Source organism: Pelobacter seleniigenes DSM 18267 (assembly GCF_000711225.1).
Lineage (GTDB): Bacteria > Desulfobacterota > Desulfuromonadia > Desulfuromonadales > Geopsychrobacteraceae > Seleniibacterium > Seleniibacterium seleniigenes.
Map to the genome: position 1 here is coordinate 2,582,282 of NZ_JOMG01000002.1, position 24,619 is coordinate 2,606,900.

Annotated in this window: 27 protein-coding genes; 21 read left to right on the forward strand and 6 right to left on the reverse strand. The window is 56.1% G+C overall.

The features are described 5' to 3' along the window. Positions 1-61: 61 nt before the first annotated feature. Positions 62-1,276: an ammonium transporter gene (locus N909_RS0114625; RefSeq protein ID WP_029916406.1), complete on the forward strand. Its 1,215-nt coding sequence runs from the start codon at positions 62-64 to the stop codon at positions 1,274-1,276. Between the two features lie 222 nt (positions 1,277-1,498). Here N909_RS0114625 and N909_RS0114630 read toward each other — a convergent pair whose 3' ends face one another. Then, positions 1,499-1,939 carry an RrF2 family transcriptional regulator gene (locus tag N909_RS0114630; protein WP_029916409.1) on the reverse strand — a complete coding sequence of 147 codons (441 nt, stop codon included), beginning with the start codon at positions 1,937-1,939 and terminating at the stop codon, positions 1,499-1,501. A 140-nt stretch (positions 1,940-2,079) separates the two neighbouring features. On the opposite strand from N909_RS0114630, the gene gluQRS reads away from it, so the two are divergent. From gluQRS to N909_RS24735, 15 genes are all read left to right on the forward strand, one after another. Next, positions 2,080-3,081 (forward strand): tRNA glutamyl-Q(34) synthetase GluQRS, encoded by a 1,002-nt coding sequence (gene gluQRS / locus N909_RS0114635; RefSeq protein WP_245613606.1) that lies wholly within the window; start codon positions 2,080-2,082, stop codon positions 3,079-3,081. A gap of 151 nt (positions 3,082-3,232) precedes the next feature. Then, positions 3,233-4,006 (forward strand): hypothetical protein, encoded by a 774-nt coding sequence (locus N909_RS0114640; protein ID WP_029916413.1) that lies wholly within the window; start codon positions 3,233-3,235, stop codon positions 4,004-4,006. 395 nt (positions 4,007-4,401) lie between these two features. Further along, on the forward strand, positions 4,402-5,649 hold the full coding sequence (gene rho, locus N909_RS0114645; protein ID WP_029916418.1) for a transcription termination factor Rho: 1,248 nt from the start codon (positions 4,402-4,404) through the stop codon (positions 5,647-5,649). Positions 5,650-5,768: 119 nt separating this feature from the next. After that, positions 5,769-5,972: a 50S ribosomal protein L31 gene (gene rpmE, locus N909_RS0114650; RefSeq protein WP_029916419.1), complete on the forward strand. Its 204-nt coding sequence runs from the start codon at positions 5,769-5,771 to the stop codon at positions 5,970-5,972. Between the two features lie 101 nt (positions 5,973-6,073). After that, positions 6,074-7,141, forward strand: coding sequence for a peptide chain release factor 1 (prfA, locus tag N909_RS0114655; protein WP_036683836.1), 1,068 nt, complete (start codon positions 6,074-6,076; stop codon positions 7,139-7,141). A gap of 3 nt (positions 7,142-7,144) precedes the next feature. Further along, entirely contained in the window at positions 7,145-7,993 is an 849-nt protein-coding gene (gene prmC / locus N909_RS0114660) for a peptide chain release factor N(5)-glutamine methyltransferase (protein WP_029916421.1), read from the forward strand. A gap of 16 nt (positions 7,994-8,009) precedes the next feature. Then, on the forward strand, positions 8,010-9,263 hold the full coding sequence (murA, locus tag N909_RS0114665; protein ID WP_029916422.1) for a UDP-N-acetylglucosamine 1-carboxyvinyltransferase: 1,254 nt from the start codon (positions 8,010-8,012) through the stop codon (positions 9,261-9,263). A 5-nt stretch (positions 9,264-9,268) separates the two neighbouring features. Beyond that, complete coding sequence (hisG, locus tag N909_RS0114670; protein WP_029916423.1) at positions 9,269-9,931, forward strand: ATP phosphoribosyltransferase; 663 nt, start codon at positions 9,269-9,271, stop codon at positions 9,929-9,931. A gap of 52 nt (positions 9,932-9,983) precedes the next feature. Continuing rightward, positions 9,984-11,273: a histidinol dehydrogenase gene (gene hisD, locus N909_RS0114675; protein WP_425415855.1), complete on the forward strand. Its 1,290-nt coding sequence runs from the start codon at positions 9,984-9,986 to the stop codon at positions 11,271-11,273. A gap of 59 nt (positions 11,274-11,332) precedes the next feature. Next, on the forward strand, positions 11,333-11,923 hold the full coding sequence (gene hisB, locus N909_RS0114680; RefSeq protein ID WP_029916425.1) for an imidazoleglycerol-phosphate dehydratase HisB: 591 nt from the start codon (positions 11,333-11,335) through the stop codon (positions 11,921-11,923). After that, positions 11,923-12,546, forward strand: a complete 624-nt coding sequence (gene hisH / locus N909_RS0114685; protein WP_029916426.1) for an imidazole glycerol phosphate synthase subunit HisH — start codon at positions 11,923-11,925, stop codon at positions 12,544-12,546. Before hisB ends, hisH begins: the two co-directional genes overlap by 1 nt. Next, positions 12,547-13,278, forward strand: a complete 732-nt coding sequence (gene hisA, locus N909_RS0114690; protein ID WP_029916427.1) for a 1-(5-phosphoribosyl)-5-[(5-phosphoribosylamino)methylideneamino]imidazole-4-carboxamide isomerase — start codon at positions 12,547-12,549, stop codon at positions 13,276-13,278. Next, positions 13,278-14,045, forward strand: a complete 768-nt coding sequence (gene hisF, locus N909_RS0114695) for an imidazole glycerol phosphate synthase subunit HisF (protein WP_029916428.1) — start codon at positions 13,278-13,280, stop codon at positions 14,043-14,045. Before hisA ends, hisF begins: the two co-directional genes overlap by 1 nt. An 11-nt stretch (positions 14,046-14,056) precedes the next feature. Beyond that, positions 14,057-14,410: a phosphoribosyl-ATP diphosphatase gene (locus N909_RS0114700; RefSeq protein WP_051689786.1), complete on the forward strand. Its 354-nt coding sequence runs from the start codon at positions 14,057-14,059 to the stop codon at positions 14,408-14,410. Positions 14,411-14,835: 425 nt separating this feature from the next. Further along, a complete protein-coding gene (locus N909_RS24735) occupies positions 14,836-16,563 on the forward strand; it encodes a PAS domain-containing sensor histidine kinase (protein WP_084167720.1) in 1,728 nt (575 codons plus the stop codon). Here the strand turns inward: N909_RS24735 and N909_RS0114710 are convergent. Then, positions 16,560-17,009 (reverse strand): tetratricopeptide repeat protein, encoded by a 450-nt coding sequence (locus N909_RS0114710; RefSeq protein WP_051689788.1) that lies wholly within the window; start codon positions 17,007-17,009, stop codon positions 16,560-16,562. The genes N909_RS24735 and N909_RS0114710 overlap by 4 nt on opposite strands. Before the next feature lie 454 nt (positions 17,010-17,463). Between N909_RS0114710 and N909_RS0114715 the strand changes: the two genes are divergently transcribed. Next, positions 17,464-17,937 carry an FKBP-type peptidyl-prolyl cis-trans isomerase gene (locus N909_RS0114715; RefSeq protein ID WP_029916432.1) on the forward strand — a complete coding sequence of 158 codons (474 nt, stop codon included), beginning with the start codon at positions 17,464-17,466 and terminating at the stop codon, positions 17,935-17,937. Positions 17,938-18,075: 138 nt separating this feature from the next. Here N909_RS0114715 and N909_RS0114720 read toward each other — a convergent pair whose 3' ends face one another. Next, a complete protein-coding gene (locus N909_RS0114720; protein WP_029916434.1) occupies positions 18,076-18,366 on the reverse strand; it encodes a hypothetical protein in 291 nt (96 codons plus the stop codon). A gap of 412 nt (positions 18,367-18,778) precedes the next feature. Here N909_RS0114720 and N909_RS0114725 point away from each other — a divergent pair, with 412 nt between their 5' ends. From N909_RS0114725 to N909_RS0114740, 4 genes are read left to right on the forward strand one after another with little or no spacing between them, the layout of a single operon-like run. Next, complete coding sequence (locus N909_RS0114725) at positions 18,779-19,897, forward strand: hydrogenase small subunit (RefSeq protein ID WP_036683219.1); 1,119 nt, start codon at positions 18,779-18,781, stop codon at positions 19,895-19,897. 15 nt (positions 19,898-19,912) lie between these two features. Beyond that, positions 19,913-21,625, forward strand: coding sequence for a nickel-dependent hydrogenase large subunit (locus N909_RS0114730; RefSeq protein ID WP_029916439.1), 1,713 nt, complete (start codon positions 19,913-19,915; stop codon positions 21,623-21,625). A 9-nt stretch (positions 21,626-21,634) separates the two neighbouring features. Next, complete coding sequence (cybH, locus tag N909_RS0114735) at positions 21,635-22,336, forward strand: Ni/Fe-hydrogenase, b-type cytochrome subunit (RefSeq protein WP_211253959.1); 702 nt, start codon at positions 21,635-21,637, stop codon at positions 22,334-22,336. Between the two features lie 29 nt (positions 22,337-22,365). Beyond that, entirely contained in the window at positions 22,366-22,872 is a 507-nt protein-coding gene (locus N909_RS0114740; protein ID WP_036683221.1) for a hydrogenase maturation protease, read from the forward strand. Between the two features lie 32 nt (positions 22,873-22,904). Here N909_RS0114740 and N909_RS24740 read toward each other — a convergent pair whose 3' ends face one another. From N909_RS24740 to N909_RS0114755, 3 genes are all read right to left on the reverse strand, one after another. Then, positions 22,905-23,492: an RT0821/Lpp0805 family surface protein gene (locus N909_RS24740; RefSeq protein ID WP_051689789.1), complete on the reverse strand. Its 588-nt coding sequence runs from the start codon at positions 23,490-23,492 to the stop codon at positions 22,905-22,907. 94 nt (positions 23,493-23,586) lie between these two features. Beyond that, the gene (locus N909_RS0114750) at positions 23,587-23,913 is read right to left on the reverse strand and encodes a hypothetical protein (protein WP_051689790.1); all 327 of its coding nucleotides are present in this window, start codon (positions 23,911-23,913) and stop codon (positions 23,587-23,589) included. A gap of 317 nt (positions 23,914-24,230) precedes the next feature. Further along, entirely contained in the window at positions 24,231-24,593 is a 363-nt protein-coding gene (locus N909_RS0114755) for a hypothetical protein (protein WP_051689791.1), read from the reverse strand. Positions 24,594-24,619 lie beyond the last annotated feature (26 nt).

Consider the following 24,619-nt stretch of genomic DNA (forward strand, 5'->3'; position numbering starts at 1 on the left):
TCAGAATTGATCGGGCTCGACGATGACGTCGGGCGTTTACATGAGACGAGGAGGTCTGGTTATGGAAGTGTCGCTTCTGGCGTTACGACACAGTGGGGACGTATTGTTCCTTTTGCTTGGTGCGGTCATGGTTTTTGCCATGCACGCGGGTTTCGCGTTTCTTGAAGTCGGTTCTGTCCGCGAAAAAAACCAGGTGAACGCATTTGTCAAAATCCTTTCTGATTGGTCTGTTTCCACGGTCGTTTATTTTCTGATCGGTTACCCCATTTCCTACGGAATCAATTTCTTCACTTCGGCAAGCGGCCTGCTTGGCCAGAATCAGGGCTATGAGTTGGTGCGGTTTTTTTTCCTGCTCTGTTTTGCCGCTTGTATTCCCGCCATTATCTCCGGCGGTATCGCCGAACGTGCCAAATTTTGGCCCCAGGTCTGTGCCGGGGCAATTTTCGCCGGAATTTCCTACCCGCTTTTTGAATCGCTGATCTGGGGACAGAACAGTGCCGGGCTGCAGGGCTTTTTCAAGGCGACGCTGGGCGCCCCTTTTCATGATTTCGCCGGTAGTGTCGTGGTCCATTCCATCGGCGGCTGGTTGGCGCTGCCGGCTATTGTCGTGCTCGGACCGCGCCTGGGGCGCTATGTGCGCGGGCGCAGCCAGGCCATCCCGATCAGTAATATCCCCTTTCTGGCCCTGGGGAGTTGGATTCTTGCGGTCGGCTGGTTTGGCTTTAATGTGATGAGTGCCCAGTCCCTGGAAGGAGTTTCCGGGCTGGTGGCGGTCAATTCGCTGATGGCCATGGTCGGCGGGGTCTTGTTTGCCCTGATCGCGGGTCGGAACGATCCGGGCTTTGTGCATAACGGTGCTTTGGCCGGCTTGATCGCCATCTGTGCCGGCTCCGACCTGATACACCCGATCGGAGCCTTCCTGGTTGGCGGTATCGGATCCCTGATCTTCGTGTTCGGTTTCAAGTATGAACAGGAAAAACTCCGCATCGATGATGTTCTGGGGGTTTGGCCGCTGCACGGAGTGGTCGGCAGCTGGGGCGGGACCGCCGCCGGTATCTTCGGATCGCAGGCCCTGGGTGGCCTGGGTGGGGTGTCCTTCCTGGCCCAGTTGGCCGGCAGCCTGCTGGCCGTCGTTTACGCATTGGTGACGGGCTTTGTGGTGTACCGGATTATTCATCGGGTCAGCGGCTTCCGGTTGGATGAGGAGAAGGAATTTGCCGGCGCTGATTTAAGCATTCATCAGATCAATGCGTATCCCGAGGAAAATCTTAAGTGAAAACTAATTTCTGCTGTGATTTGACGCATTGAAATGACGTAGTAAAATAAAGAAAAAAGTCACTTTACGGAAGGCCGTGGCAGCCTTCTGTCTTGCCCTGGACGTCCTTTTCCCTCCTGGACGCCAGGGTTTTTTTATCTTATTTCGGTGCTTCAAAAAAACGAGGCAACCGCTTTGGTGGCGGCGCCTCGTCAGAATTGATCGGTCTGTGGTGGCCTGGCGTCAGCCGGCCTGCTGTCTGGCTTTCTCCAGCTTGACCTGCTGTTGCCTGACCAGGTCGGCAACGGTATAGCGTTTCAGCACTTTGGCCATTTCGGTCTGCGCTTCGGTCCAGACGTCATGGGCCGAACAAAAAATGTCGCGTGCACAGCTTTCGGAATCAAGCAGGCAGTGATTGAGTTTCAGCTGTCCTTCTTCTGCCTGAAGGACATCCAACATGGTGATCTCTTCCGGCCCCCTGGCCAGGAGGAAACCTCCGCCAACGCCACGTTGAGAACTGACAATCCCGGCTTTGATCAGTGGCTGGAGGATTTTGGTTAGAAACGCCGGGGTGACGTCCTGGGTGCGGCAGATATCCTTTTTAAGGACAATTTCATCTTTCGGCTGTTGCGCCAGATAGATGACAGTTCTGACAGCATATTCAGTTGCACGTGTAATAACCACTAGTCGAGCCTCCCAAAGGTAACTTTTTCAGTTATGAATACACTGAAGATAATTCTTTGTCAATCATCTCTTAAACCCGCATGCTACTGAACTGTTTTGGCCGCGGAGCAAGCCGTGGCTGACCAGTTACGGTGCGCCGCTTGGCGTATTCACAGCTGGGTATTGACAGCGGCGTTGGGCCACAGCATGATTCCCGGGTCGAAAGGATGGTTGCCGCACAGATGGATGATATTCAGGAAAATCACAAGATTGTAGGTCGGTTTGCACCCAGTCCGACCGGACCGTTGCATTTCGGCTCGCTGGTCGCGGCGCTGGGAAGTTATCTTGCGGCCCGATCCTGCGGCGGCGAATGGCTGGTCAGAATAGAGGATCTCGATCCGCCCCGGGTGGTTCCCGGCTCTGCGGCCGCGTTGTTGGAACTGCTGGAAACCCTCGGTTTTGAATGGGATGGGGCGGTTGTTCAGCAGAGTACCCGACTGGAGCGTTATCGGGACGTGCTCAATGAATTGCAGGGCGCCGGGCTGCTCTACGATTGCACCTGCTCGCGGCGGGAGGTCCTGGCCAGCGCGCCTCATGTTGGCGAGGATGGGCCGGTTTATCCCGGAACCTGCCGCCATGGGGCCAAGGGGAGTCGTGCTGAGAAGGCGGTCAGGCTGCGGGTCCCGGATCAGACCGTGAAGTATTGCGACGGGGTCTATGGCTGGCAGGGGCAGAATCTGGAGAGGCAGGTCGGAGATTTTGTCCTCTACCGGGCTGACGGTCAATTTGCCTACCAGCTGGCCGTGGTTGTGGATGATATCGACTCCGGGGTCACCCAGGTGGTGCGCGGGGCCGATCTGCTCTCTTCAACGCCCCGCCAGATTTACCTGTATCGCTGTCTGCGGGCAGCTCTGCCGGATTATTATCATTTGCCCCTGGCGCTGGGGGAGGATGGCGAAAAGCTGAGCAAGCGCCATGGCCGGGCCGGGCTGGTCAATGCTGCAAACGGCGCGACCATGCTATGGCAGGCTCTTGATTTTCTCGGTCAGCAACCACCGGTTGAGTTGCAAGCCGGGACTGCGCAGGATCTCTTAAGCTGGGGGCGAAAACATTTTTCACCGGCGCGGATTCCAACGGTGAGCCGCCGAGTGGTTTTTTCTTGACGGGTCTCTTTTCCGGGAAGGTGTCTTCTGCTACCTTTGACAAGAGCCTTCCTGCCGTTCATGGCGCGGCGGGTGCCGTTGTCGGCAGGCGGTGTTTCATGCCGAATGAGAGTGAATATTTCTATTTGTCGATGCAAGGGAGATGTTGCAAATGAAAAAGATGATTTTCAGCTTAGTGTTGACTGTTTTGCTGGCGGGTTGCGGTAGCGGCACGTTCCATGTGCCGAAACAGGAATACCAGAGCAGGGTTCAGGTGCTGGGGGTACTGCCACTGCTGGTGGACCGCAATACCACCATGAACTATCCTTACAGCGATGCCCTTTTCGATATCCTCAGCCGTTCTGCGGTAGACAAGCATCAGGCCCTGGCGGATGAGCTGCGCAAGAAAAAAGGCTACTTTGATGTCCGCACCTTGCAGGTTGACCCACAGCTGACAGCATTGTCTCTGCTCGGCCCGGCGGCTCATGATAAGAACGGTTATCCCCTCGGCTATTCCTTTGATCTGGCCACTGTCTCTGAGCTGACCAAGCGCAATGTCGTCGATGCTCTGTTGGTGGTGGTCTTCTCTGGAGAACAGGTCAAGGAAACCCGGCGGTCGCGTACCAAGCTTGAGACCCTGAATACCGACTTCAGTGATCTGCTGGCCACCGCTGCGGTGGTCGATCGCAATGGCCAGGTGCTCTGGCAATTGGCGGGCGAGGACAGCTTCCAGGCCCTGCTCCTGCAGTATGCGGATTTTGACGAGGCTTATTATAATCGGACTGATGTGGTGAAAGTGAAAAATATCAGTATCTCCGGCATAGAGCGGGCTCTTGATGAAGATCCTGAGCACAAGGGGACCAAGGTGTTGCCGGAAATGTACGAGGACTTGTTCTCCGAAATAGCTTCCGGGATCAGCCCGGGCTTGCTTGATTCCCTGAGATGATTAAAAAATAAACAGTTGTTTTGAAAAATATATAAAAAGAGGGTTTTTTTTACGCTTCAAGGTTGACATGGCGGGATAAAGCGGGTACAAGCTCTTTTAAAGCAATGAAAATAAAAGCGCCTGCCCGCTCTATTCCCTGCCGTTGCAGGTTGGATTGAATATAAAACCCTTCAGGTAAAAAATTCCGATTGAACCATTCAAAGAATAAAATAAAAGAGCTGATCTGGCCCGGAATCTATATTCTTTACATTTAGAATTATTTATATCAATTCAATTTATTTATAAGACTTGTCAACTACGTAACTCAATGTCGAAAATCCACTCATTCATATGTATTGTGCGGACATCCGTCGATATTCCTGTGTAACCCCTGAGTACAGGGCTGGAGAACCTTTATGAATCTGAAAGAATTGAAGCAGACAAAAATCTCTGAACTGATTGCTTTAGGAAAAGACCTGGGGCTGGAAGAAATCGGCGGAATGCGCCGGCAGGACCTGATTTTTAACATCCTAAAAGCAACAGCAGCCAAAAAGAAGGCTATTTTCGGAGAGGGGGTTCTCGAAATCCTGCCGGACGGGTTCGGTTTTTTACGTGCTCCGGATGCCAACTATCTGCCGGGGCCGGACGATATTTACATTTCGCCTTCGCAGATTCGCCGTTTCGCCCTGCGCACCGGTGATACGGTCGCCGGACAGATTCGTCCGCCCAAAGAGGGGGAGCGCTATTTTGCCCTGTTAAAGGTTTCCGAGGTCAACTTTGAGGACCCTGCGAAGATGCGGGAAAAGACCTTCTTCGACAACCTGACCCCGCTCTACCCTGAAGAGCAACTGGTTCTGGAAACCTCTCCTGACAACTATTCAACCCGGGTCATGGACCTGGTCGCTCCCATCGGCAAAGGGCAGCGCGGATTGATCGTGGCTCCGCCGCGAACCGGTAAAACGGTGCTGCTGCAGAATATCGCCAATTCCATTTCGCAAAATCACCCCGAGGTGTATCTGATTGTTCTGCTCATTGATGAACGCCCCGAGGAAGTGACCGATATGCAGCGCAACGTCAACGGTGAGGTTATTTCGTCAACCTTTGACGAGCCGGCCAACCGCCACGTCCAAGTCGCCGAGATGGTCATCGAGAAAGCCCGCCGGTTGGTGGAGCATAAGCGTGACGTGGTCATTCTCCTCGATTCGATCACCCGGTTGGCCCGTGCCTACAATACCATTATCCCGTCCAGCGGCAAGATCCTCTCCGGTGGTGTCGATGCTCACGCGCTGCATAAGCCGAAGCGCTTTTTCGGTGCGGCCCGGAATATCGAGGAGGGCGGCAGCCTGACCATCATTGCCACCGCCCTGATCGATACCGGCAGCAAGATGGATGAGGTTATCTTCGAAGAATTCAAGGGGACCGGTAACATGGAGCTGCATCTGGACCGCCGGTTGGCTGACAAACGGGCTTTCCCGGCCATGGATATCAACCGCTCCGGGACCCGGAAGGAAGATCTGCTGGTCGATGCGACCCAGTTGCAGAGAACCTGGCTGTTGCGCAAGGTCCTGTCGTCGATGAACACCGTCGACAGCATGGAGTTCCTGCTGGAAAAACTGACCGAGACCGAAACCAATCAGCAGTTCCTGGATTCCATGAATCAGTAGGCCGGCTCAAGAAACCACAGATAGGGCTTGCCCCTGGCTGTGAAAAGTGCTATCTAATCGGTTTGTCCGATATTAAAAATCAGGCCTGTACTTACGCCAGGTCGCCAAGGAGAAGAATCATGAAAGAAGGCATCCATCCCAAGTATGAAGTAACGACCGTGCGTTGTGATTGCGGTAACAGCTTTGAAACCCGCTCCACCATCGCCGGCGAAATTCACACGGAGATTTGTTCCGCGTGCCACCCTTTTTATACCGGTAAGCAGAAACTGATCGATACCGCCGGCCGGATCGAGCGCTTCCGCAAAAAGTACGCCCAGAAGTAATCGGGTAGATATTGAAAAAAGGCGGCCCGTTGAGGCCGCCTTTTTTCGTTCAGGAGGCCGGGGCAGCCCTCGGCCGCAACCATCTGGATCGAAAGAAAATTATGTTCGCAAATCTCGAAGATGTGGTCGATCGTTTTCGTGAAGTTGAAGGACTGCTGTCCGACCCCGCGGTTATGGGGGACCAGAAACGCTATCGTGAACTGACCAAGGAACACTCTGACCTGTCTGAAGTCGTAGCGGTCTACAGCAGCTACAAACAGGTCTGTAACGACATCGAGGGGAATCGTGAACTGCTCCAGGACAGCGATCCGGACATGAAAGAACTGGCCCGGGCGGAACTGCCGGAACTGGAAGCGCAGCGGACCCAGCTCGAAGAGCAGTTGCGGATCCTGCTGCTGCCCAAAGACCCCAACGACGACAAGAATATCATTCTGGAAATCCGTGCCGGCACCGGCGGTGATGAAGCGGCTCTGTTTGCCGCCGACCTGTTCCGCATGTACTCCCGCTATGCCGACCGCAATCGCTGGAAAGTCGAGATCATGAGTGTCTCCGAAACCGACGGCGGCGGGTTCAAGGAGATCATCGCCCTGATCAGCGGTGAACGGGTCTATTCCAGGTTGAAATTCGAAAGTGGTACGCACCGCGTGCAGCGGGTTCCGGATACCGAAACCCAGGGGCGCATTCATACCTCGGCCTGCACCGTTGCGGTGTTGCCGGAAGCCGAAGATGTCGACATCGATATCAACCCGGCGGATTTGCGGATCGATCTTTATCGCGCCTCGGGTTCCGGGGGGCAGCATGTCAACAAAACCGAATCCGCAGTCCGGCTGACCCATATCCCGACCGGGGTGGTGGTGGCCTGCCAGGACGAAAAATCCCAGCATAAAAATAAGGCCAAGGCTCTCAAGGTGCTGAAATCCAGGATCTATGACCAGATGCTGGCCGCACAGCAGGCCGAAATGGCCGCCGATCGTAAGAATCAGGTTGGCAGCGGCGATCGCAGCGAACGGATCCGCACCTACAACTTTCCTCAGGGGCGTTGTACCGATCACCGCATCGGCCTGACCCTGTACCGGCTGGACGCGATCATGCAGGGGGATATCGACGAAGTGCTCGATGCGTTGATTGCAGACCAACAGGCGGCTCAGATGAGCCGGCAGGAGTCCTGATCCTTGGCTGAATCCTGGACGCTGCTCAAAATGTTGCGCTGGATGACCGGTTTCTTTGAAGAGAAGGGGATCGCCTCACCGCGGCTCGAGGCCGAACTGCTGCTGGCGCACACGCTCCAACTCGACCGGGTCGGCCTGTATATGAATTATGATCGGCCGTTGAGCGCCGGGGAGCTGGATCAAATCCGGCCGTTGGTTAAAAAACGCGGCCAGCGCGAGCCGCTCCAGTATCTGCTCGGCTATACTGAATTCTGGTCACGCCGTTTCAACGTCAGTCCGGCGGTGCTGATCCCGCGTCAGGATACGGAAATCCTCGTCGAAGAGGCGCTACGTCTGGCCTCTCCCGCGGGGTCCCTGCTGGATGTCGGCACCGGCAGCGGAGCGATTGTGATCAGTCTGGCCGGAGAACTGCCCGGCTGGACTCTGACCGGCATCGATATCTCGGCGGACGCGCTGGCCGTGGCCAGGGACAATGCCATTCTTAATCAGCTGGCCGATCGGGTTGAGCTGGTTCCTGGCGATCTGGCTCGGCTGCCGGAGCAGCGCTACGATCTGATTGTGTCCAATCCGCCCTATATCGCCAGGCAAGAGTGGGTCGAGCTGATGCCCGAAGTGCGCTGTCATGAGCCGGAAATAGCGTTGCTGGCCGAAAATGACGGCCTGTATTGTTACCAGGAGTTGGCCCGACAAGCCTCAACCCGGCTGCAGCCGGGCGGGTGGCTGGTGGTCGAAACCGGAGCGACCCAGACTGAAGCCGTATGTCGCTTGTTTATTGAAGCCGGCTTGAGCGACACTTTTGTTCGTAAAGATTATTCCGGTCTGCCGCGGGTTGTCGGCGGTCAGCTGAAATAGAAAGTAGGAATATCCTGTGGAAAAAATAGTTATCAAAGGGGGCGTTGCGCTCAATGGCGAGGTCCAGGTCGGCGGTGCCAAGAATTCCGCCTTGCCTCTGTTGTTTGCGACGCTGCTGGCGGACGGAACCAGCGAATTGTGCAATATTCCCGCATTGCGCGATATTACCACGGCCGAAAAGCTGCTGAAAATCCTCGGTGCCGAGGTGAAGGCAGCTGATCATTGCTATCGGATCGACGCTTCCCGGATTGAAAGTGTTGAAGCGCCTTACGAACTGGTGAAGACCATGCGCGCCTCGGTGCTGGTGCTGGGGCCGTTGTTGGCCCGCTGCGGCCATGCCCGGGTCAGCCTCCCCGGCGGCTGTGCCATCGGCGCCCGGCCGATCAATCTGCATCTGAAAGGGCTCGAACAACTCGGCGCCAAAATCAAGCTTGACCACGGTTACGTCGAAGCGACCGCCGATCGCCTTAAGGGGGCGAAGATATCGTTTGATATGCCCACGGTCGGAGGGACGGAAAACCTGCTGATGGCGGCTGCTCTGGCGAAAGGGGAGACCGTCCTCGAAAATGCGGCCCGCGAGCCGGAGATTGTGCAGTTGGCCGAGGCCCTCAATAGCATGGGCGCACAGATTGAAGGGGCCGGGACCGCTATCATCCAGATTCAGGGGGTCGACAAGCTCATGCCGCTGCAGTGCCGGGTGATTCCTGATCGCATCGAAGCCGGGACCTTTATGATCGCGGCCGCGATCACCGGTGGCAATGTCCTGGTCAGGGAAGCCCTGCGCGAAGATCTGGAGGCATTGATCAGTAAACTGAAGGAAGCTGGTGTCAGTGTGGAAGAAGAAGCCGATGGCCTGCGGGTGCAGGGACCGCGGCGACCGCTGGCCGTCGATATCAGGACCAGCGTCTTTCCGGGGTTCCCGACCGACATGCAGGCGCAGTTCATGGCGCTGATGTCTTTTGCGGAAGGGACCAGCCGAATTTCCGAGACGGTTTTTGAGAACCGCTTCATGCATGTCTGTGAGCTGCAGCGGATGGGTGCCGATATCCAGATCGATGGGCACAGCGCCATCATCCGGGGCACAGCGCAGATGACCGGAGCGCCGGTCATGGCCACCGACCTGAGGGCCAGCGCTTCGTTGATCCTGGCCGGGTTGGCGGCGCATAACACCACCGAGGTTTCGCGCATCTACCACCTGGATCGCGGTTATGAGAAGATTGAACAGAAACTGGCGGCGCTGGGAGCTCGCATCTGGCGCGAACAGGAGTGATACGAATGAGTGACTGGATCACCTTCGCCCTGCCGAAAGGGCGGATTATGCAGGATTCCATGGAATTGTTCAGCCGTATCGGCATTACCTGCCCGGAAATGGAAGGGGAGAGCCGTAAGCTGGTTTTTGAAAATCCTGAGCAGAAGTTCCGTTTCATGGCGGTGCGGGCGACGGATGTTCCGACCTATGTCGAATATGGCTGCGCCGATCTCGGGGTGGTCGGCAAGGATACCCTGCTGGAGCAGGGGAAGAATCTTTACGAGCCCCTGGATCTCAAGTTCGGCTACTGCCGCCTGGTGGTCGCCGAACCGAAAGCCCTGCAGGACTCGGATAACCCGCTGAATTGGTCGAACATTCGGGTGGCAACCAAGTATCCGAATATTACCGAGCGCTATTTTGCCGGCAAAGGGGTGCAGGTCGAACTGATCAAGCTCTATGGTTCCATTGAGCTGGCGCCCCTGGTCGGTCTGTCCGAGCGGATTGTCGACCTGGTCTCCACCGGCGGTACGCTCAAAGCGAACAACCTGGTCGAGGTCGAAACCATCGCCGAAGTGACCAGCCGACTGATTGTCAATCGGGCCAGCCTGAAGACCAAGTATCAGCGCATCAGCCAGATTATCGAAGGCCTGGAAGAGGTCATCGGTGACGAGGTGAAGATCTCCCTCTGAGCGCTATGACGGCAGTGATGAGTTCTTTTGAGATGAAAACGGATCAACTATGATACGGATATTGAAATTTGACGATGCTGATTTTGCCGACCAGTTCCGGCGTATTGAACAACGCGCCGAAGCGGTTCCCGCCGGGGTGCTGGAGACGGTCAAAACGATAATCGACGAGGTGCGGCAGCGCGGCGACGCGGCGCTGTGTGAACTGACCGCCCGTTTCGACCGCCTGGAGCTGACCGCAGCGACCCTTGAAGTCAGCGCGGCGGAGATCGCTGCGGCCTGTGCCGCGGTCGATGAAAGATCGCTGCAGGCGCTGCAGCTGGCAGCCGACCGGATCGCCCGCTATCACGCCAAGCAGAAGCAGGAGACCTGGCTGTCAACGGATGAAAGCGATATCCTCCTCGGGCAGATGGTGCGTCCGCTGGACCGGGTCGGGATTTATGTTCCGGGCGGTAAGGCCGCTTATCCTTCATCCGTCCTGATGAACGCGGTGCCGGCCAAGGTGGCCGGGGTTGGCGAGGTGATCATGGTGGTGCCGATGCCGGGCGGCGAGGTCAATCCCCATGTTCTGGCCGCCGCCAAAATTGCCGGGGTCGACCGGATCTTCAAAGTCGGCGGTGCTCAGGCCGTGGCGGCCCTGGCTTACGGCACCGAGACCATTCCGCGGGTCGACAAGATCACCGGGCCGGGCAACATCTACGTGGCAACCGCTAAACAGCTGGTTTTTGGCCGGGTCGATATCGACATGATCGCCGGGCCGAGTGAAATCCTCATCATCAACGACGGCAGCGGCAATGCGGCGCATATTGCGGCCGACCTGCTCTCCCAGGCGGAACACGACGAACTGGCTTCGGCAGTGCTGGTGACCAGTAGTGAAAAGATGGCCCGGGCCGTCCAGGAAGAAGTTGAAAGACAGCTGGCTCAGCTGAGCCGGAAAGCAATTGCGCGCAAATCCATCGATGATTTCAGCGCCGTGATTGTTGCCAAAACCCTTGCGGAAGCCATCGAGTTCTCCAACCGCATCGCTCCGGAACACCTCGAGCTGGCGGTGGACAACCCCTTTGCGATTCTGTCCGGGATCAAACACGCCGGGGCCATTTTCATGGGCCATCATACCCCGGAAGCCGCCGGCGATTACCTGGCCGGACCGAACCATACCCTGCCGACCGGTGGGACGGCGCGGTTCTTCTCCCCCTTGTCGCTGGATGATTTCGTCAAGAAATCCAGTTTGCTCTCCTTTTCGGAAGCGGGCCTGCAGCGGCTGGGAGAGGATATTGTGCATATTGCCGAACTGGAAGGGCTGGAAGCCCACGCCAAGTCGGTTGCCATCCGCCTGAAAAAATAACCCCGGGCGCTCCTCGCGCTCGGCTGGAACCAACACCAATGCCCCAAGGGGAGATGACCATGGCACGTATCGCTGCAATCGCGCGTGAAACCAAGGAAACCGACATCCGCATCGAACTGAACCTGGACGGTTCAGGCCAACAGCAGATCGAAAGTCCGGTGCCGTTCTTCAATCATATGCTTTCGGCAGTGGCCCGCCACGGCTTCTTTGACCTGCAGGTGCAGGCCACGGGTGATATCGAGATCGATGCGCACCATACCGTGGAAGATCTGGGTATCGTCCTTGGCGAAGCCTTCAAAAAGGCCCTTGGCGACAAGGCCGGGGTGCGCCGTTTCGGTCGTTCCGTGATGCCCATGCATGAAGCCCTGGCCTCGGTGGTCATCGATTTCTCCGGCCGGCCGTTCCTGGTCTTCAATGTGGAGTTGCCCAAAGCCAAGGTCGGGGAGTTTGATGTCGAGCTGGTGGAGGAATTCTTCGTCGCTTTCTGCAACCACGCCGGGGCGAATATTCACGTCAACCTGGCTTACGGCGATAATCTGCACCACATCATTGAAGGGATCTTCAAAGCCTTTGGTCGTGCTCTTGATGAGGCGACCAGTATCGACCCCCGCATTGACGGGGTTCTCTCGACCAAAGGAAAACTGGAATAATGATCAATATTATCGATTATGAAATGGGGAACCTGCGCAGTGTGGCCAAGGCTTTTGAAAGCCTCGGCTACTCGGTGCGGGTCAGCGCGGACCCGAAGGATATCGCAACTGCCGATAAGGTTGTTCTGCCCGGAGTGGGGGCGTTTCGTGACTGCATTGCCAACCTGCGTAACGGCGGATTTGTGGACCCGCTGCTGAAGCATATCGAGGCGGCAAAACCGATGCTCGGCATCTGTGTCGGCATGCAGATGCTGTTCGAACAGAGTGAAGAGTTCGGCCTCCACCAGGGGCTGGGACTTTTTCCCGGCAAAGTGGTCCGTTTCCCGGCCGGGATGGTGGAAGGGGGGCAGCGTCTGAAAGTCCCGCACATGGGCTGGAACAATTTGCAGCTCGGCACCGGTTCACCACTGTTCCAGGGGATTGAGGACGGCAGCTTCGTCTATTTTGTCCATTCCTATTACTGCGCCGCGGAGAATGCCGCCGATGTGGCGGCCAGCTGTCGCTACGGGGATGTCGAGTTCTGCGCTTCGGTGTGGCGCAACAATATCATGGCCACCCAGTTCCACCCGGAAAAGAGCCAGGCCGTCGGCCTGCGGATTTTCCGTAATTTTGGAGAGTTATAAGTGATTATTCTGCCCGCAATCGATTTGAAGGAAGGCTGCTGCGTCCGCCTGGAACAGGGGCTGATGGAGAAAGATACCGTTTATCATGATGACCCGGCCGCCCAGGCGCTGATCTGGCAGGAGCAGGGCGGTGAATTTCTACATATCGTCGATCTGGACGGCGCTTTCGCCGGGGTGCCGAAAAACCGCGAGGCGATCAAGGCGATTGTCGCAGCCATCGATATCCCCTGCGAACTGGGCGGCGGCGTGCGTGACCTGGACACCATTGAGGCGTATCTGGCCCTGGGGGTCGATCGGGTCATTCTCGGCACCGTGGCCAAAGAGAACCCGGCCCTGGTCGAGGAAGCCTGCCGTAAATTTCCCGGTCGGATCGTGGTCGGCATCGATGCCAAGGATGGGCTGGTCGCGGTGCGTGGCTGGGCCGATGTGACCGAAAAACAGGCTACCGAGTTGGCCCGGGAGATGGAGGGGTTCGGCGTCGAAGCGATCATCTATACCGATATTGCTCGCGACGGCATGATGCAGGGGCCGAACATCAAAGCGACCAAGGCTCTGGCTGAAGCCATCAGTATTCCGGTGATCGCCTCGGGCGGAGTCTCTTCTCTCAACGACATCCGTAATCTCATGGAGATCGAAGCGTCTGGGGTGACCGGAGTCATTACCGGCAAAGCGATCTATTCCGGGGCCATCGACCTGCGTAAGGCGGTCGCCCTGACCAAAGGGGGGCTGTGATGCTCACCAAACGAATCATTCCCTGCTTGGACGTCAAGGACGGCCGGGTGGTTAAAGGGGTTAACTTTGTCGGTCTGCGCGATGCCGGCGACCCTGTCGAAGCGGCCGAGGCCTATTGCGAACAGGGTGCCGACGAGCTGACCTTTCTTGATATCACCGCCAGCAGCGACAACCGCGGCATCATTCTCGACGTGGTTGCCAAAACCGCCGAGCGGGTTTTCATGCCCCTGACCGTCGGCGGCGGGGTTCGGGAAATCAGCGATATCCGCAACCTGCTCAATGCCGGGGCCGATAAGGTCTCCATCAATACCGCGGCTGTCCACCATCCTGAATTTGTTCGCGAAGCGGCCGAACGTTTTGGCAGCCAGTGTATCGTGGTCGCCATCGACGCGCGCCGGGTACCCGGGTCCGAGCCGCAGGCCTGGGAGGTCTATACCCACGGTGGACGGAACCCGACCGGGATCGACGCCATTGAATGGGCCAAAAAGATGGAAGCCTTCGGTTGTGGCGAGATCCTGCTGACCTCCATGGACTGTGACGGCACCAAGGATGGCTATGACATCGAGCTGACCCGGGCGATCAGCGATGCGGTCGGTATCCCGGTGATCGCCTCCGGCGGGGTTGGTAACCTAGAGCATATTCGTGAAGGCCTGGTGGAAGGCGGTGCCGATGCTGCGCTGGCTGCATCAATTTTTCACTTCAAGGAATATACCATCGCCGAATGTAAAGAGTATCTACAGCAGCACGGCGTTGCGGCGCGAATCTGATGGAGAACGGAATGACCAATAAAGACAACCAACCTGCGGTCGCAACAGATATTCTTGATGCGGTCTACCGGATTATTCTGGAACGCAAACAATTGGGTGACGGAGAAAAATCCTACGTCAAATCCCTGTTCGACAAGGGGCTTGACAAGATTCTCAGCAAAATCGGCGAAGAGGCCACCGAGACTGCCGTGGCAGGCAAGGGGGGCGAGGCTGACGACATCGTCTACGAAACCGCCGACCTGTTTTTTCATGTTTTGGTGCTGCTCGGTTATTATGAAATCCCACCAGAGCGGATTTATGCCGAATTGCGGCGCCGGTTCGGGATGTCGGGGATTGAGGAGAAGGCGGCACGCGGGGATAAGTAGGTGCCGGGACAATGCCGATTTGGCTGTGCCGTTCAGAAAGTCAAAACCGTGAATTTCTGAAATTGCTACAATCGCAGCAAAGAAAGCCTTCCCACCTGTCCCTTCCTAGCGTGAGAAAAGGGAAATTCAGCACCGGTTGTTCTCCTTCCCGAAGGCCGGGAAGGTCAAACAGGCAACCTCTCTCCCCCTTTGAAAAGGGGGGACGGGGGGGGATTTATAAGGTTTTGGTCTGGCAGTCAAATCTCAAAGGCAAGGCCGCAGCGTCGGCGAATGCGTCCGGCGAGAAGCGTTGCTTCTCATACTGGCGGACTCAGGGGCTGCGGGATTGGGAGGACTTGCTTCACTCACTTGACAAAAATGAGGGATGATTTTATTCTAAGCTTGGCTTAATAAATAAAAACAAAGCTTGCTCCCCGGAGACTTGTATGGCGAGTCATCGATCACAACATCTCACAGAGCTTATTCGTGACAATGAAGAATGGTTGATGGAGCGCATTCTTCATTATGCCTCTCTGCACAACTATACCGCTTATACTTCAACCCTGATGGAAGCATGGCGTGCTTCCATCTCCGGGTTGTCAGAGGCTTTGATTCAGGCTTTGGCTAGTTATGACAATCCTCCCGAATTTGGCCCGACCGAGGATTGGTTCGGCGATCCTTGCGGGATCTTTGGGCGTCACGAAGCTGATCTGCATCGCAGTCGCGGCATCACCCTGTCCATGTTTCTCAGTCTGATGAAGTACTATCGGCAGACCTATCTCGATCTGTTGCAGGCTCGCTATCCAACAACCTGCGACTGGGAAACCCTCTTTGTGCAGCGTTTTTTTGACCGGGTTGAGATCAGTTTCGTGGAAAGCTGGGCCAATGTCGATATGACCCAGAACAATGTCGAGCTGCAAAGAGCCAATCGTAACCTTGCCAACGAAAAGAACAAGTTTCTGACCCTGTTTGAAAGTTCCAGCCTGCCCTGTTTCTTGGTCACCAGGGATGGCCGTGTCGATGTCATGAACCTTGCAGCTGTACGATTTTTCGGCCAGGGAACGCGGCCGGGTGAAGCCTATTATTTTGGTCGGCAGAATCTCACTGTACCCGAATGGCTGGCCGATGATATTGGCGGGTTTTGCAGCAGCGATAAGAGTGAATTTGAGTTTGAAAAGATCTTTTGCTCCGCAGGGCAGGAATATTATTTCGATATCCTTTTCAAACGGATGCTGGACGTCAGTCAAAAGTTCTCCGGGGTGGTCGTGACTCTCAAGGATACGACCGCCCGAGTCTGCGCACAGAAAAAACTGGAACAGTTGCACAGCAACCTCAAGGCGACCCAGGCGCAACTGCTGCAGCGCGAAAAGATGGCCTCCATCGGTCAGCTGGCCACCGGAGTTGCTCATGAGATCAACAACCCGATCGGGTTTGTGCAGAGCAATCTGTCCAGTTTGCAGAGATATGGTGAGAAGCTTGGCCTCGTGTTGCAACAGACCGAGGCCCTGCTGGGAGAAGGACAGGATACCACCCTTGCTACTCGGTATGCCGAAATTTTGGGCAAGAATCGCATCGGGCAGGTTCTGGAAGATATGCCTTCGTTGATTAAGGAATCCCTGGAGGGAACGGCACGAGTTGCCACGATTGTCCGGAATTTGAAAACCTTTTCCAGGGTGGACAGCGACAGCTGGGGGCTTTGCGACCTGAATGAAAGCTTGGAAAGCACCCTCAGTATCGTCTGGAATGAATTGAAATATAAGGCCGAGATTCGCAGGCATTACGGCCGTCTGGAAGCGGTTTATTGTAATCCACAGTTGATCAGCCAGGTCTTCCTAAACCTGCTCATCAATGCCGGGCAAGCCCTGGGTGACAAAGGAACAATCAGCTTAACAACCTGGCAGGATGACGCTGACAGCTATATCACCATTGCCGATACCGGTTGCGGGATGACCGAGGAGACCAAGCGGAGGCTGTTCGAACCGTTTTATACAACCAAGGAGGTCGGCCAGGGGACCGGACTGGGGATGAGTATCGTCTATGATATCGTTTCCACACATCATGGCAGTATCATCGTTGACAGTACCCTTGGTCAGGGCAGTTCTTTTACCATCCGCCTGCCGAAGCGGGCCGCGCAGCCACAGGAGGGTCTTTTGCAGGGAGCAGAGCCCGGCTAACGCAGGCCGATTCTCCTGAACAGGCGACCGGTGAAGATGTTGACCATGTTTTTTCGGTCGAGAAAGCCGAACACCGGTGACTTGCGAATCCCGATACTGCTCAGGAGCCGGTAGATCTCTCGATTGTTGTCGATTTCGAGTCCGCGTTGCAGAACCCGAATGGCCGCAGACCTGTGGCCGGCCAGCAGATAAATTCTACCGAGAGCGAGGCAGATCTCCGAGCTGTCAGGTTTTTTCTCCCAGGCGTCCTGACAGGAGGCAATCGCTTGCCGAAAGTCCCTTTTTTCTTTGGCGAGGCAGTAGCTGAACCAGGCTTTTGCCTCGTAAAAACGATGATGAGGGGAATCCTCCTGCAAACCGTTTAATAGTTGCATTCCCAGCAGTGTGTTTCCCCGTTTCGCTTCTTCGATGCCGATGAACAATTGGCTGATATGGTCATGTGACATAGGTCTTCCTCTGGTGTATCCACAAACGGAGTAAGCTAACAATATAAAAATCTGGTCAGACTGTCTAAATTATAACCGGCATGGTAATAATTGGCAAGCCGAGAGCAGTGCGGCGTTAATTTGTGCGATGGTTTGGTGAGAAAGGGGTTCTCCTATAGGGCTGTGAAAGCTGTCGAGAAGTTTCTGTCGCCGAATAGACCAGCAACGCCAAGATAACGGATCACTGGGAGCTTCATAATGGCCGATGCCGAGCCGCAATAGCGGATCATGTTTGAAACGATGACACAAGGGGCCTATTTTTTCGATGCCCGTGGCCTGGCTGCAATCATTGCTTTTCTTGCCGGCGGAGTTCTGTTAGTGTCGCCGAAACACAGTGCAACTCGCCCCGCAGTGCTGCACGGCGGTGGCGGGGCAAAGCGATTTTCTCTCATTTTTGAAAAGGAAGATTCAGCCAATGGCAAAGGCGAAAGAGGCAGACAAAGTCTCCATTCATTTTATCGGGAAGTTAGCCGACGGCACCATTATCGACAGTACCTATCCGGATCCTGAGCACGAAGCATGTCATGACGAGGATTGTTGCCACGAGCACGGCCCCATGGAATTGACTATCGGCGCGGGAGAGTTTTATATCCCCATCGAAACAGCTCTGGTCGGCATGCAGGTCGGCGAAAAGAAAACTCTGGTCATTACCCCTGATGATGCTTTTGGTGATTATGATCCGGAATGCGTTTTCAGCGTCAAGCGTACCGAACTGCCGGAAGAGATCGATCCTGAAGTGGGTATGGAACTGGAAGTGACCAACGAAGATGACGAGGCCTTCATGGTGACCATCGTTGAGGTCAATGACGAAGAGGTGACCCTTGACCCCAATCATCCGCTGGCCGGTGAAGAACTGACCTACGAGTTCGAACTGCTGGAGATCCTCTGATCCCCGGCACTTGTTTTCGTTCTCATAACAGCTGGCAGTATCAACGCCCCTGCGCTTTTTCAGCAGGGGCGTTTTATTTGCGGCAGCGCAGGGTCCCATTGCTAAGCGAACGCCGGTCAGCAGGTGTTGGAAGATCTATTACCGATTTGAAAAATGTTGCAGCAGGATTTCCAGGATGCGCTCTTCTTCCTGACGGGTCACTTTGAGCCCGACGGCTTTCATGCCGTGCAGGACCTGCTGCCAGCGTTGCTGGCTGAAGCGTTGCTGATAAACAACCTCGGCACTGTGACAGGTTCCGCATTTTTGCTCAATGAGCGGGTATTCGGTTTTCTGGCAGCCCGTCGTCAGCAGGCCGAGTCCACCAGTCAGCAAGAGCAGGAACAACCCGGTCGGGCCGGTGGGGCGATGGTTGGGGGATGGCAGAGGCATACAACCTCCTTTAAGAAAAGTTGATAACATTGTTTTATAGTATTGTGGACGGTGTGGCTGCGATGCCTTTATTTTAACATCGTTGCCGAAGCTTGCAGCCCTCAAGCCGGTTTTTGTCGACGCTTTTCTCCTATAACCGTTCTATCCCAATATGACTGGTCTGTTGGCTCGGTAGCGTAAGAAAAGTAGCTGTTATCCAAATATCTATGTGCTGGTTTTCTGGTGCGTCGTTTCATCCGCCGGACAGCGCTTGGCCTTGACAGCGAGTTGGATGGTCATATCGAATGAGGCTGGATCTGCAGCCGGCCGGCCCTGGTGATTAATAAAACGTAGGTTGACTAAATACGAATATTTGATCTAATTAAATTATCTGCCACGTTTCAATAGTCCCATGTCGGATGGAGGTGTAAAAATGGGTGACTTTAATGACCTGTTGACCAGCCACGGCATCTCGCGGCGTGATTTTCTGAAATACTGCTCAACCCTTGGCGCTGCCCTGGCGCTGCCCCTCTCCCTGACGGCCAGAATCGCTGCGGCGCTAGAGAGCGATACCCGCCCCCCGGTGATCTGGCTGGAGTTCCAGGACTGTGCCGGCGACTCGGAATCATTGCTACGGGCGAACCGCCCCGGTGTCGCCGAACTGATTCTCAAACATATCTCCCTGGACTATCATGAAACCATTATGGCCGCGGCCGGACAGCAAGCCGAGGCCAGTAAAAAAGCCACCCTGGAGAAATATAAAGGGCAATATCTCTGTGTCGTCGAAGGGGCTATTCCAGTCGGTGCGAATGGCGCTTTCTGCACCATCGGCGGACAGTCAGCCGTCAATATCCTGCATGAGGTCGGCGGCAATGCCGCGGCCATTATTGCGGTCGGCACCTGTTCGTCCTTTGGCGGGATTCAGGCGGCCTATCCAAATCCCACCGATGCCCGCTCGGTTCGCGACCTGTTGCCCGGCAAGACCATTATCAATCTGCCCGGTTGTCCCATGAATGTCGATAACCTGACCGGGACCATTGTCCATCTGCTGACCTTCGGTCATCCACCCGCTCTTGATCGGCACTTAAGGCCGCTGTTTGCCTATGGCAAGCGCATCCACGATAACTGCGAGCGGCGCGCTCATTTCGATGCCGGGCAGTATGTCGAAAGTTTTGGCGACTATGGCCATCGGCAAGGCTGGTGCCTGTATAAAATGGGCTGCAAGGGGCCGGAGACCTTCCATAACTGTCCGACGCTGAGGTGGAATGAAGGGACCAGTTGGCCGGTCATGGCCGGCCACGGGTGTGCTGGCTGCAGTGAGCCGGGCTTTTTCGACACCATGATGCCGATGTATTCGCGGTTACCGAATGTGCCGGGGTTCGGGGTCGAAGCCTCGGCCCTAAAGGTCGGTGCCGCCATCGTCGGGGTTTCGGCGGCGGTGTTTGGCACCCATGGCGCGGTCACCCTGGCTCGCAACTGGAAGCATATCAGAGCGGCCAAACAGGAAACCGACCAGGAACTCGAAGCGGATGTCTCCGACGGCGACAAATAAAGGGAGGGACCGGCAATGGCTCAGAAAATAGTGGTAGATCCGATCACCCGCATTGAAGGCCACCTGCGCATCGAAGCACAGATCGAAAACGGCCGGATCGTCGATGCCTGGTCCAGTTCGACCATGTTCAGAGGGATTGAACGGATCCTGCAGGATCGCGACCCGCGCGACGCCTGGTATTTCACCCAGCGTTTCTGCGGCGTCTGCACCACGGTGCATTCGCTGGCGTCGATCAGGGCGGTGGAGAACGCCTTGAATATCAAGGTGCCGTTCAATGCCGAACTGATCCGTAACCTGATCATGGCCATTCAGAATGTTCAGGACCATGTGATCCATTTCTACCATCTGCACGCCCTGGACTGGGTCGATGTGGTCTCGGCCCTGGACGCCGATCCGACACGGACGGCTTCACTGCAGCAGAGTATTTCCAGCTGGAAGTATTGCGGAGCCGATTATTTCGCGGGCGTCCAGAAAAAGATCGGTGCTTTCGTCAAGACCGGCCGGCTGGGTCCGTTTACCAACGGCTACTGGGGGCATCCGGCCATGAAGCTGCCGCCGGAAGCCAACCTGATGGCCGTGGCCCATTATCTGGAGGCGTTGCAGCTGCAGAAGGAGATCATCAAGATTCATGCGATTCTGGGCTCGAAAAATCCCCACCCACAGACCTTCCTGGTCGGCGGTATGGCGATTCCCGTTGATCCCAACAGCCAAAACGCCCTCAATGCCGACCGAATTGCCGAGATCAGCCAATATATCGCCATGGCCCGGGAATTTGTCGAGCAGGTTTACATCCCGGATGTCCTGGCGGTAGCACCGTTTTACCTGGATTGGACAACCATCGGCGGCGGTCATCGCAACTATCTGTCCTACGGCGAATTCCCGGATGATCAGCGTGGTTATCCGCAGGGATTCTGGTTGCCAGCCGGGGTCATTCTGGATGGCGACCTCAGCCGGGTCCTGCCCGTCGATCAGCAGAAAATCACCGAATATGTCACCCACTCCTGGTACGAATATGGGGCCGGCGATGCGGTCGGCAAGCATCCCTGGGAAGGGGAGACCAACTGGAAATATACCGGGCCGAATCCACCCTATGAGTTTCTTGATACCGCCAACAAGTATTCCTGGGTGAAATCACCCCGCTATGATGATCGGCCGATGGAGGTCGGGCCGCTCTCGCGGATGCTCATCGGTTATGCCTCAAAGCATAAAGAAATCACCGCGACCGTCGACTATGTGCTCGGCCAGCTCAATGCCGGTCCAGAAGTCCTCTTCTCCACCCTGGGACGCACCGCGGCCAGGGCTGTGGAAACCCTGATCACCGTCCAGAAGATGTCGCACTGGCTCGACCTTCTGGTCGCTAATATCAAGACCGGGGATTACCAGATTCACAACGGTGAAAAGTGGGATCCGGAGACCTGGCCGGCTTCAGCCCGGGGTTATGGATTCCATGAAGCGCCGCGGGGTTCCCTGGGGCATTGGATTGTCATCGAGAACAAGAACATTCGCAATTACCAGGCCGTGGTGCCGTCCACCTGGAACGCCGGGCCGCGTGACCCGGCCGGCAATCGGGGGCAGTACGAGGAAGCGTTGATCGGGACTCCTGTCGCTGATCCGGAACGGCCCCTGGAGATTCTCAGAACCATGCATTCCTTCGATCCGTGCCTGGCCTGCGCGGTTCATCTGTATGACGAAAAGGGCGATCTGCGCGGCAAAGCCAAAATTTTATAGTGAGGCGTTATGGCTGAGAGCAAAGTGCATAACAGCGAAATGGCGCAGCCGCAGTACGAGCAGTGCGCGGCGCGGAATTTCCTGTATATCTGGGAAGGGCCGGTGCGGATCATCCACTGGCTGAACTTTTTCTGCATCCTGATCCTGTCCGCAACCGGCTACTATATCCATGATCCGTTCCTGGATGCGAGTCATCATCCTTACCTGATGGGGGATGTCCGCTTTCTGCATTACCTGTTCGGGGTGATCTTTTCCATCAGCCTGCTGGCGCGGATTTATTGGCTGTTTACCGGGACCTATTTTTCGACCTGGCGGGCCTTTCCCAATCCGTTCAACCCCAAGGATCGGCAGACTTTTTGGGCTTTTATCCGCTTTTATACCTTCCTGGGCAAGGACACCCCGCATATCCTCGGCCATAACCCGGTGGCGTTTCTGGCTTATACTTTTTTGTTTTTCCTGTTTGCACTGCAACTGTTGTCCGGATTTGCCCTCTGGGGCCAGGCCGACCCCGGCAGCGCTCTGGCCGCGGTGACCGGCTGGGTATTCGGGCTGGTCAGCAATCAGTGGGTGCGCTGGTTTCATTTCATGGTCATGTTCCTGATCGCCGGCTTTTTCATCAACCACATCTACAGTGTGGTGCTGTTCGATTTTAAATCCAAATCCGGCGAGGTCAGCTCAATCTTCTCCGGCTGGAAACCGGATCGGCGCTGACCAGTGCCTGGGGCGGGATGGTGTAAACAATGAGAAATTTCCTGGTCCTGGGGTTGGGCAATCTGCTGATGAGCGACGATGCCGCTGGTCTGCATGCCGTCTATGCCCTGCAGAAAACCTATCCTGATGCAGCGAATTTCAGGATTCTCGATGGCGGGACCTTGGGGCTTGATCTGCTGGGTCCCATTGCCTGGGCCGATCAGCTGCTGATCCTCGATGCGGTGGATGTCGATGCCGCTCCCGGCGCTGTGGTCCGTGTGGAAGGGGCGGATATCGATAGCGTCTTCGCCAGTAAACTTTCCCCGCATCAGATGGGCCTCAGGGACATTCTGGCCGCAGCTGAGCTCTGTGGTGACCGACCAGCCGAGCTGGTTCTGCTGGGGATTCAGGCGGAAAACATCAGCATGTCCATGGATCTTTCCCCGGCCGTCCACACCGGCCTGGAGCGGTTGGTTGCGGTTGCCGCCGGGATGATCGATGATTTCCTCTCCTCCTCGCAGGTCCCTCCTGAACAAGGCTCTGTCCAGAGCTGCTGAAATTTGGAACTCCGGATCGGCGGGTTCGTCAATCAGCGCCGGTGACGACGATGATCCCAGCCGCGATCAAAGTGTCGCTGGTGTGGCCAATGATGCCGGTTGTCGCGGTAATGGGGGTAATGGCGATGATCATCATAATCGAAATACCTGACCAGGCCGAAACCGATCACCAGACTGGCGGGATAATACCAATAGTCCGGCTGAACACGTGAATACCGGTAGACTGGTGGAGCGGGCTGCAGCGGGCGAACCACCTGGCTGGGCGGTTGTAAGGTCCTGGGGTTGACGATCCGCCACTGTCCGTCGGGTTGGCGGCAGGCGGTTCCATAGGCCTGTTGCTCCCGGCCGGCGATGATGACTGATTGCTGGAATTCACGACAAGCCTGGCCGTTATCCGCCTGCCAGGTTCTGGTCGGCACCGTGGTGCCGGAGATCGCTGCATCCGGATTGTGCCAGGTCAACGGAGTTCCCGTGGTGTTGTATTCGAGGGCGGCCTGGAAGTTTTGGTTGGCGGCGCGCTGGTCGATGCCGGAAAGCGGCTGCAGGATATCCTGCCCTAGGGCGGGGGTACAGATCATGAGCAGGCAGGTGGCGATGAACAGGCAAAAATTGCGTTTCATGTGAGCCTCCCTGGGTTGTACGGTTTGTTATCAATTATAACAGATCATGACTGCACAGAGGCCGCCGGCAGGATTTGCCAGCGCCCGGCGACAGTCAGCGGTTCTTTTTTTTGTCGGCCCGCAGATGAAGACCGCAGTGAAAGCATTTGCGCACCGGGCGGAACAGGAAGCCATTCATATGGAAACATTCGCCGCATTGCGGGCACCGGACCAGGGCGAGGAGGGCGACGGCGATAATCAGCAGGATCAGCCAGATACAGAACACCACGACAACCGTTTGACCGGACTGCGGTGTCCTCAGCGCTACCATCATGGCGGGAAGATAGGCGATGATCAGCAACCATAAAAACCAGCGGCGGCGGCGGATTTTCTGCAACCCTGCATGCAGGTCGCGGGGAGTCGGTTGAGCGGTTGTTGCCATGGTCATCTCCCGATTTCACTGAATAAAAATAGATTGTTGTAGAAGGCAGCCATACCCTTGCTGCTCGCGAACTACGCGAAAACAGCCCGCTGCTCCAGGGCAGAGCGAGCAAAACCAAGCGTGGCCAACTGATTGATTCAGTCAGCCGGGGGCGATCACACCGTCCTTGGCTGGTTGAAAAAGTTCCCGGAGGGCTGTTCAACCCGTTAGTGAGAGTACTTGGTTTGTCAAAGCAGGGCAAGAGTAATCAAGCTGTTGAAAAAAAAGGAGAATGCCTGCTGTTCAGCAAGTGGCTGCGGCCTTTGCAGCTGGAGAACCTATTGGTCGCGCCCGGGATCGGTCGGCGGAGGTTCTGCTTCCGGAGCTCTTTTATCGGCGTTGACATGCAGTGCACAGTGCAGGCAGCGGCGAAACGGCAAAAAGGTCGGTCCATGGGTATGGAAGTATTCGCCGCAACGCGGACAGCGGACCAAACAGGCAAAGCCGACCGCAATGATCAGCGCAATGAGCCAGGTAAAAAAAACCGCAATCGCCCGGGTTTTATAATCAGGAGAATCCAGCGCCCACATCATCGCCGGCAGGTAGGCACCGATGACCAGCCATAGCCACCGTCGCCGCGAGCGTACCTTGCTCAGTCCGCTGTGATAGCTGTTCTGATCCTGCTCATGTTCTGCATTCATCCGTCCTGCCGTCCTTGATCTGTTCC

Excerpts from the sequence above, each read along its gene's own strand:
- rho (WP_029916418.1), top strand. The coding sequence starts at position 4,402 with ATGAATCTGAAAGAATTGAAGCAGACAAAAATCTCTGAACTGATTGCT.
- N909_RS0114750 (WP_051689790.1), bottom strand. The coding sequence starts at position 23,913 with ATGGCAACAACCGCTCAACCGACTCCCCGCGACCTGCATGCAGGGTTG.
- N909_RS0114710 (WP_051689788.1), bottom strand. The coding sequence starts at position 17,009 with ATGTCACATGACCATATCAGCCAATTGTTCATCGGCATCGAAGAAGCG.
- N909_RS0114700 (WP_051689786.1), top strand. The coding sequence starts at position 14,057 with ATGACCAATAAAGACAACCAACCTGCGGTCGCAACAGATATTCTTGAT.
- N909_RS24740 (WP_051689789.1), bottom strand. The coding sequence starts at position 23,492 with ATGAAACGCAATTTTTGCCTGTTCATCGCCACCTGCCTGCTCATGATC.
- N909_RS0114755 (WP_051689791.1), bottom strand. The coding sequence starts at position 24,593 with ATGAATGCAGAACATGAGCAGGATCAGAACAGCTATCACAGCGGACTG.
- N909_RS0114725 (WP_036683219.1), top strand. The coding sequence starts at position 18,779 with ATGGGTGACTTTAATGACCTGTTGACCAGCCACGGCATCTCGCGGCGT.
- hisG (WP_029916423.1), top strand. The coding sequence starts at position 9,269 with ATGAGTGACTGGATCACCTTCGCCCTGCCGAAAGGGCGGATTATGCAG.
- rpmE (WP_029916419.1), top strand. The coding sequence starts at position 5,769 with ATGAAAGAAGGCATCCATCCCAAGTATGAAGTAACGACCGTGCGTTGT.
- hisH (WP_029916426.1), top strand. The coding sequence starts at position 11,923 with ATGATCAATATTATCGATTATGAAATGGGGAACCTGCGCAGTGTGGCC.
- N909_RS24735 (WP_084167720.1), top strand. The coding sequence starts at position 14,836 with ATGGCGAGTCATCGATCACAACATCTCACAGAGCTTATTCGTGACAAT.
- N909_RS0114715 (WP_029916432.1), top strand. The coding sequence starts at position 17,464 with ATGGCAAAGGCGAAAGAGGCAGACAAAGTCTCCATTCATTTTATCGGG.
- N909_RS0114730 (WP_029916439.1), top strand. The coding sequence starts at position 19,913 with ATGGCTCAGAAAATAGTGGTAGATCCGATCACCCGCATTGAAGGCCAC.
- N909_RS0114720 (WP_029916434.1), bottom strand. The coding sequence starts at position 18,366 with ATGCCTCTGCCATCCCCCAACCATCGCCCCACCGGCCCGACCGGGTTG.
- N909_RS0114640 (WP_029916413.1), top strand. The coding sequence starts at position 3,233 with ATGAAAAAGATGATTTTCAGCTTAGTGTTGACTGTTTTGCTGGCGGGT.
- hisF (WP_029916428.1), top strand. The coding sequence starts at position 13,278 with ATGCTCACCAAACGAATCATTCCCTGCTTGGACGTCAAGGACGGCCGG.
- hisB (WP_029916425.1), top strand. The coding sequence starts at position 11,333 with ATGGCACGTATCGCTGCAATCGCGCGTGAAACCAAGGAAACCGACATC.
- prfA (WP_036683836.1), top strand. The coding sequence starts at position 6,074 with ATGTTCGCAAATCTCGAAGATGTGGTCGATCGTTTTCGTGAAGTTGAA.
- N909_RS0114740 (WP_036683221.1), top strand. The coding sequence starts at position 22,366 with ATGAGAAATTTCCTGGTCCTGGGGTTGGGCAATCTGCTGATGAGCGAC.
- cybH (WP_211253959.1), top strand. The coding sequence starts at position 21,635 with ATGGCTGAGAGCAAAGTGCATAACAGCGAAATGGCGCAGCCGCAGTAC.
- N909_RS0114625 (WP_029916406.1), top strand. The coding sequence starts at position 62 with ATGGAAGTGTCGCTTCTGGCGTTACGACACAGTGGGGACGTATTGTTC.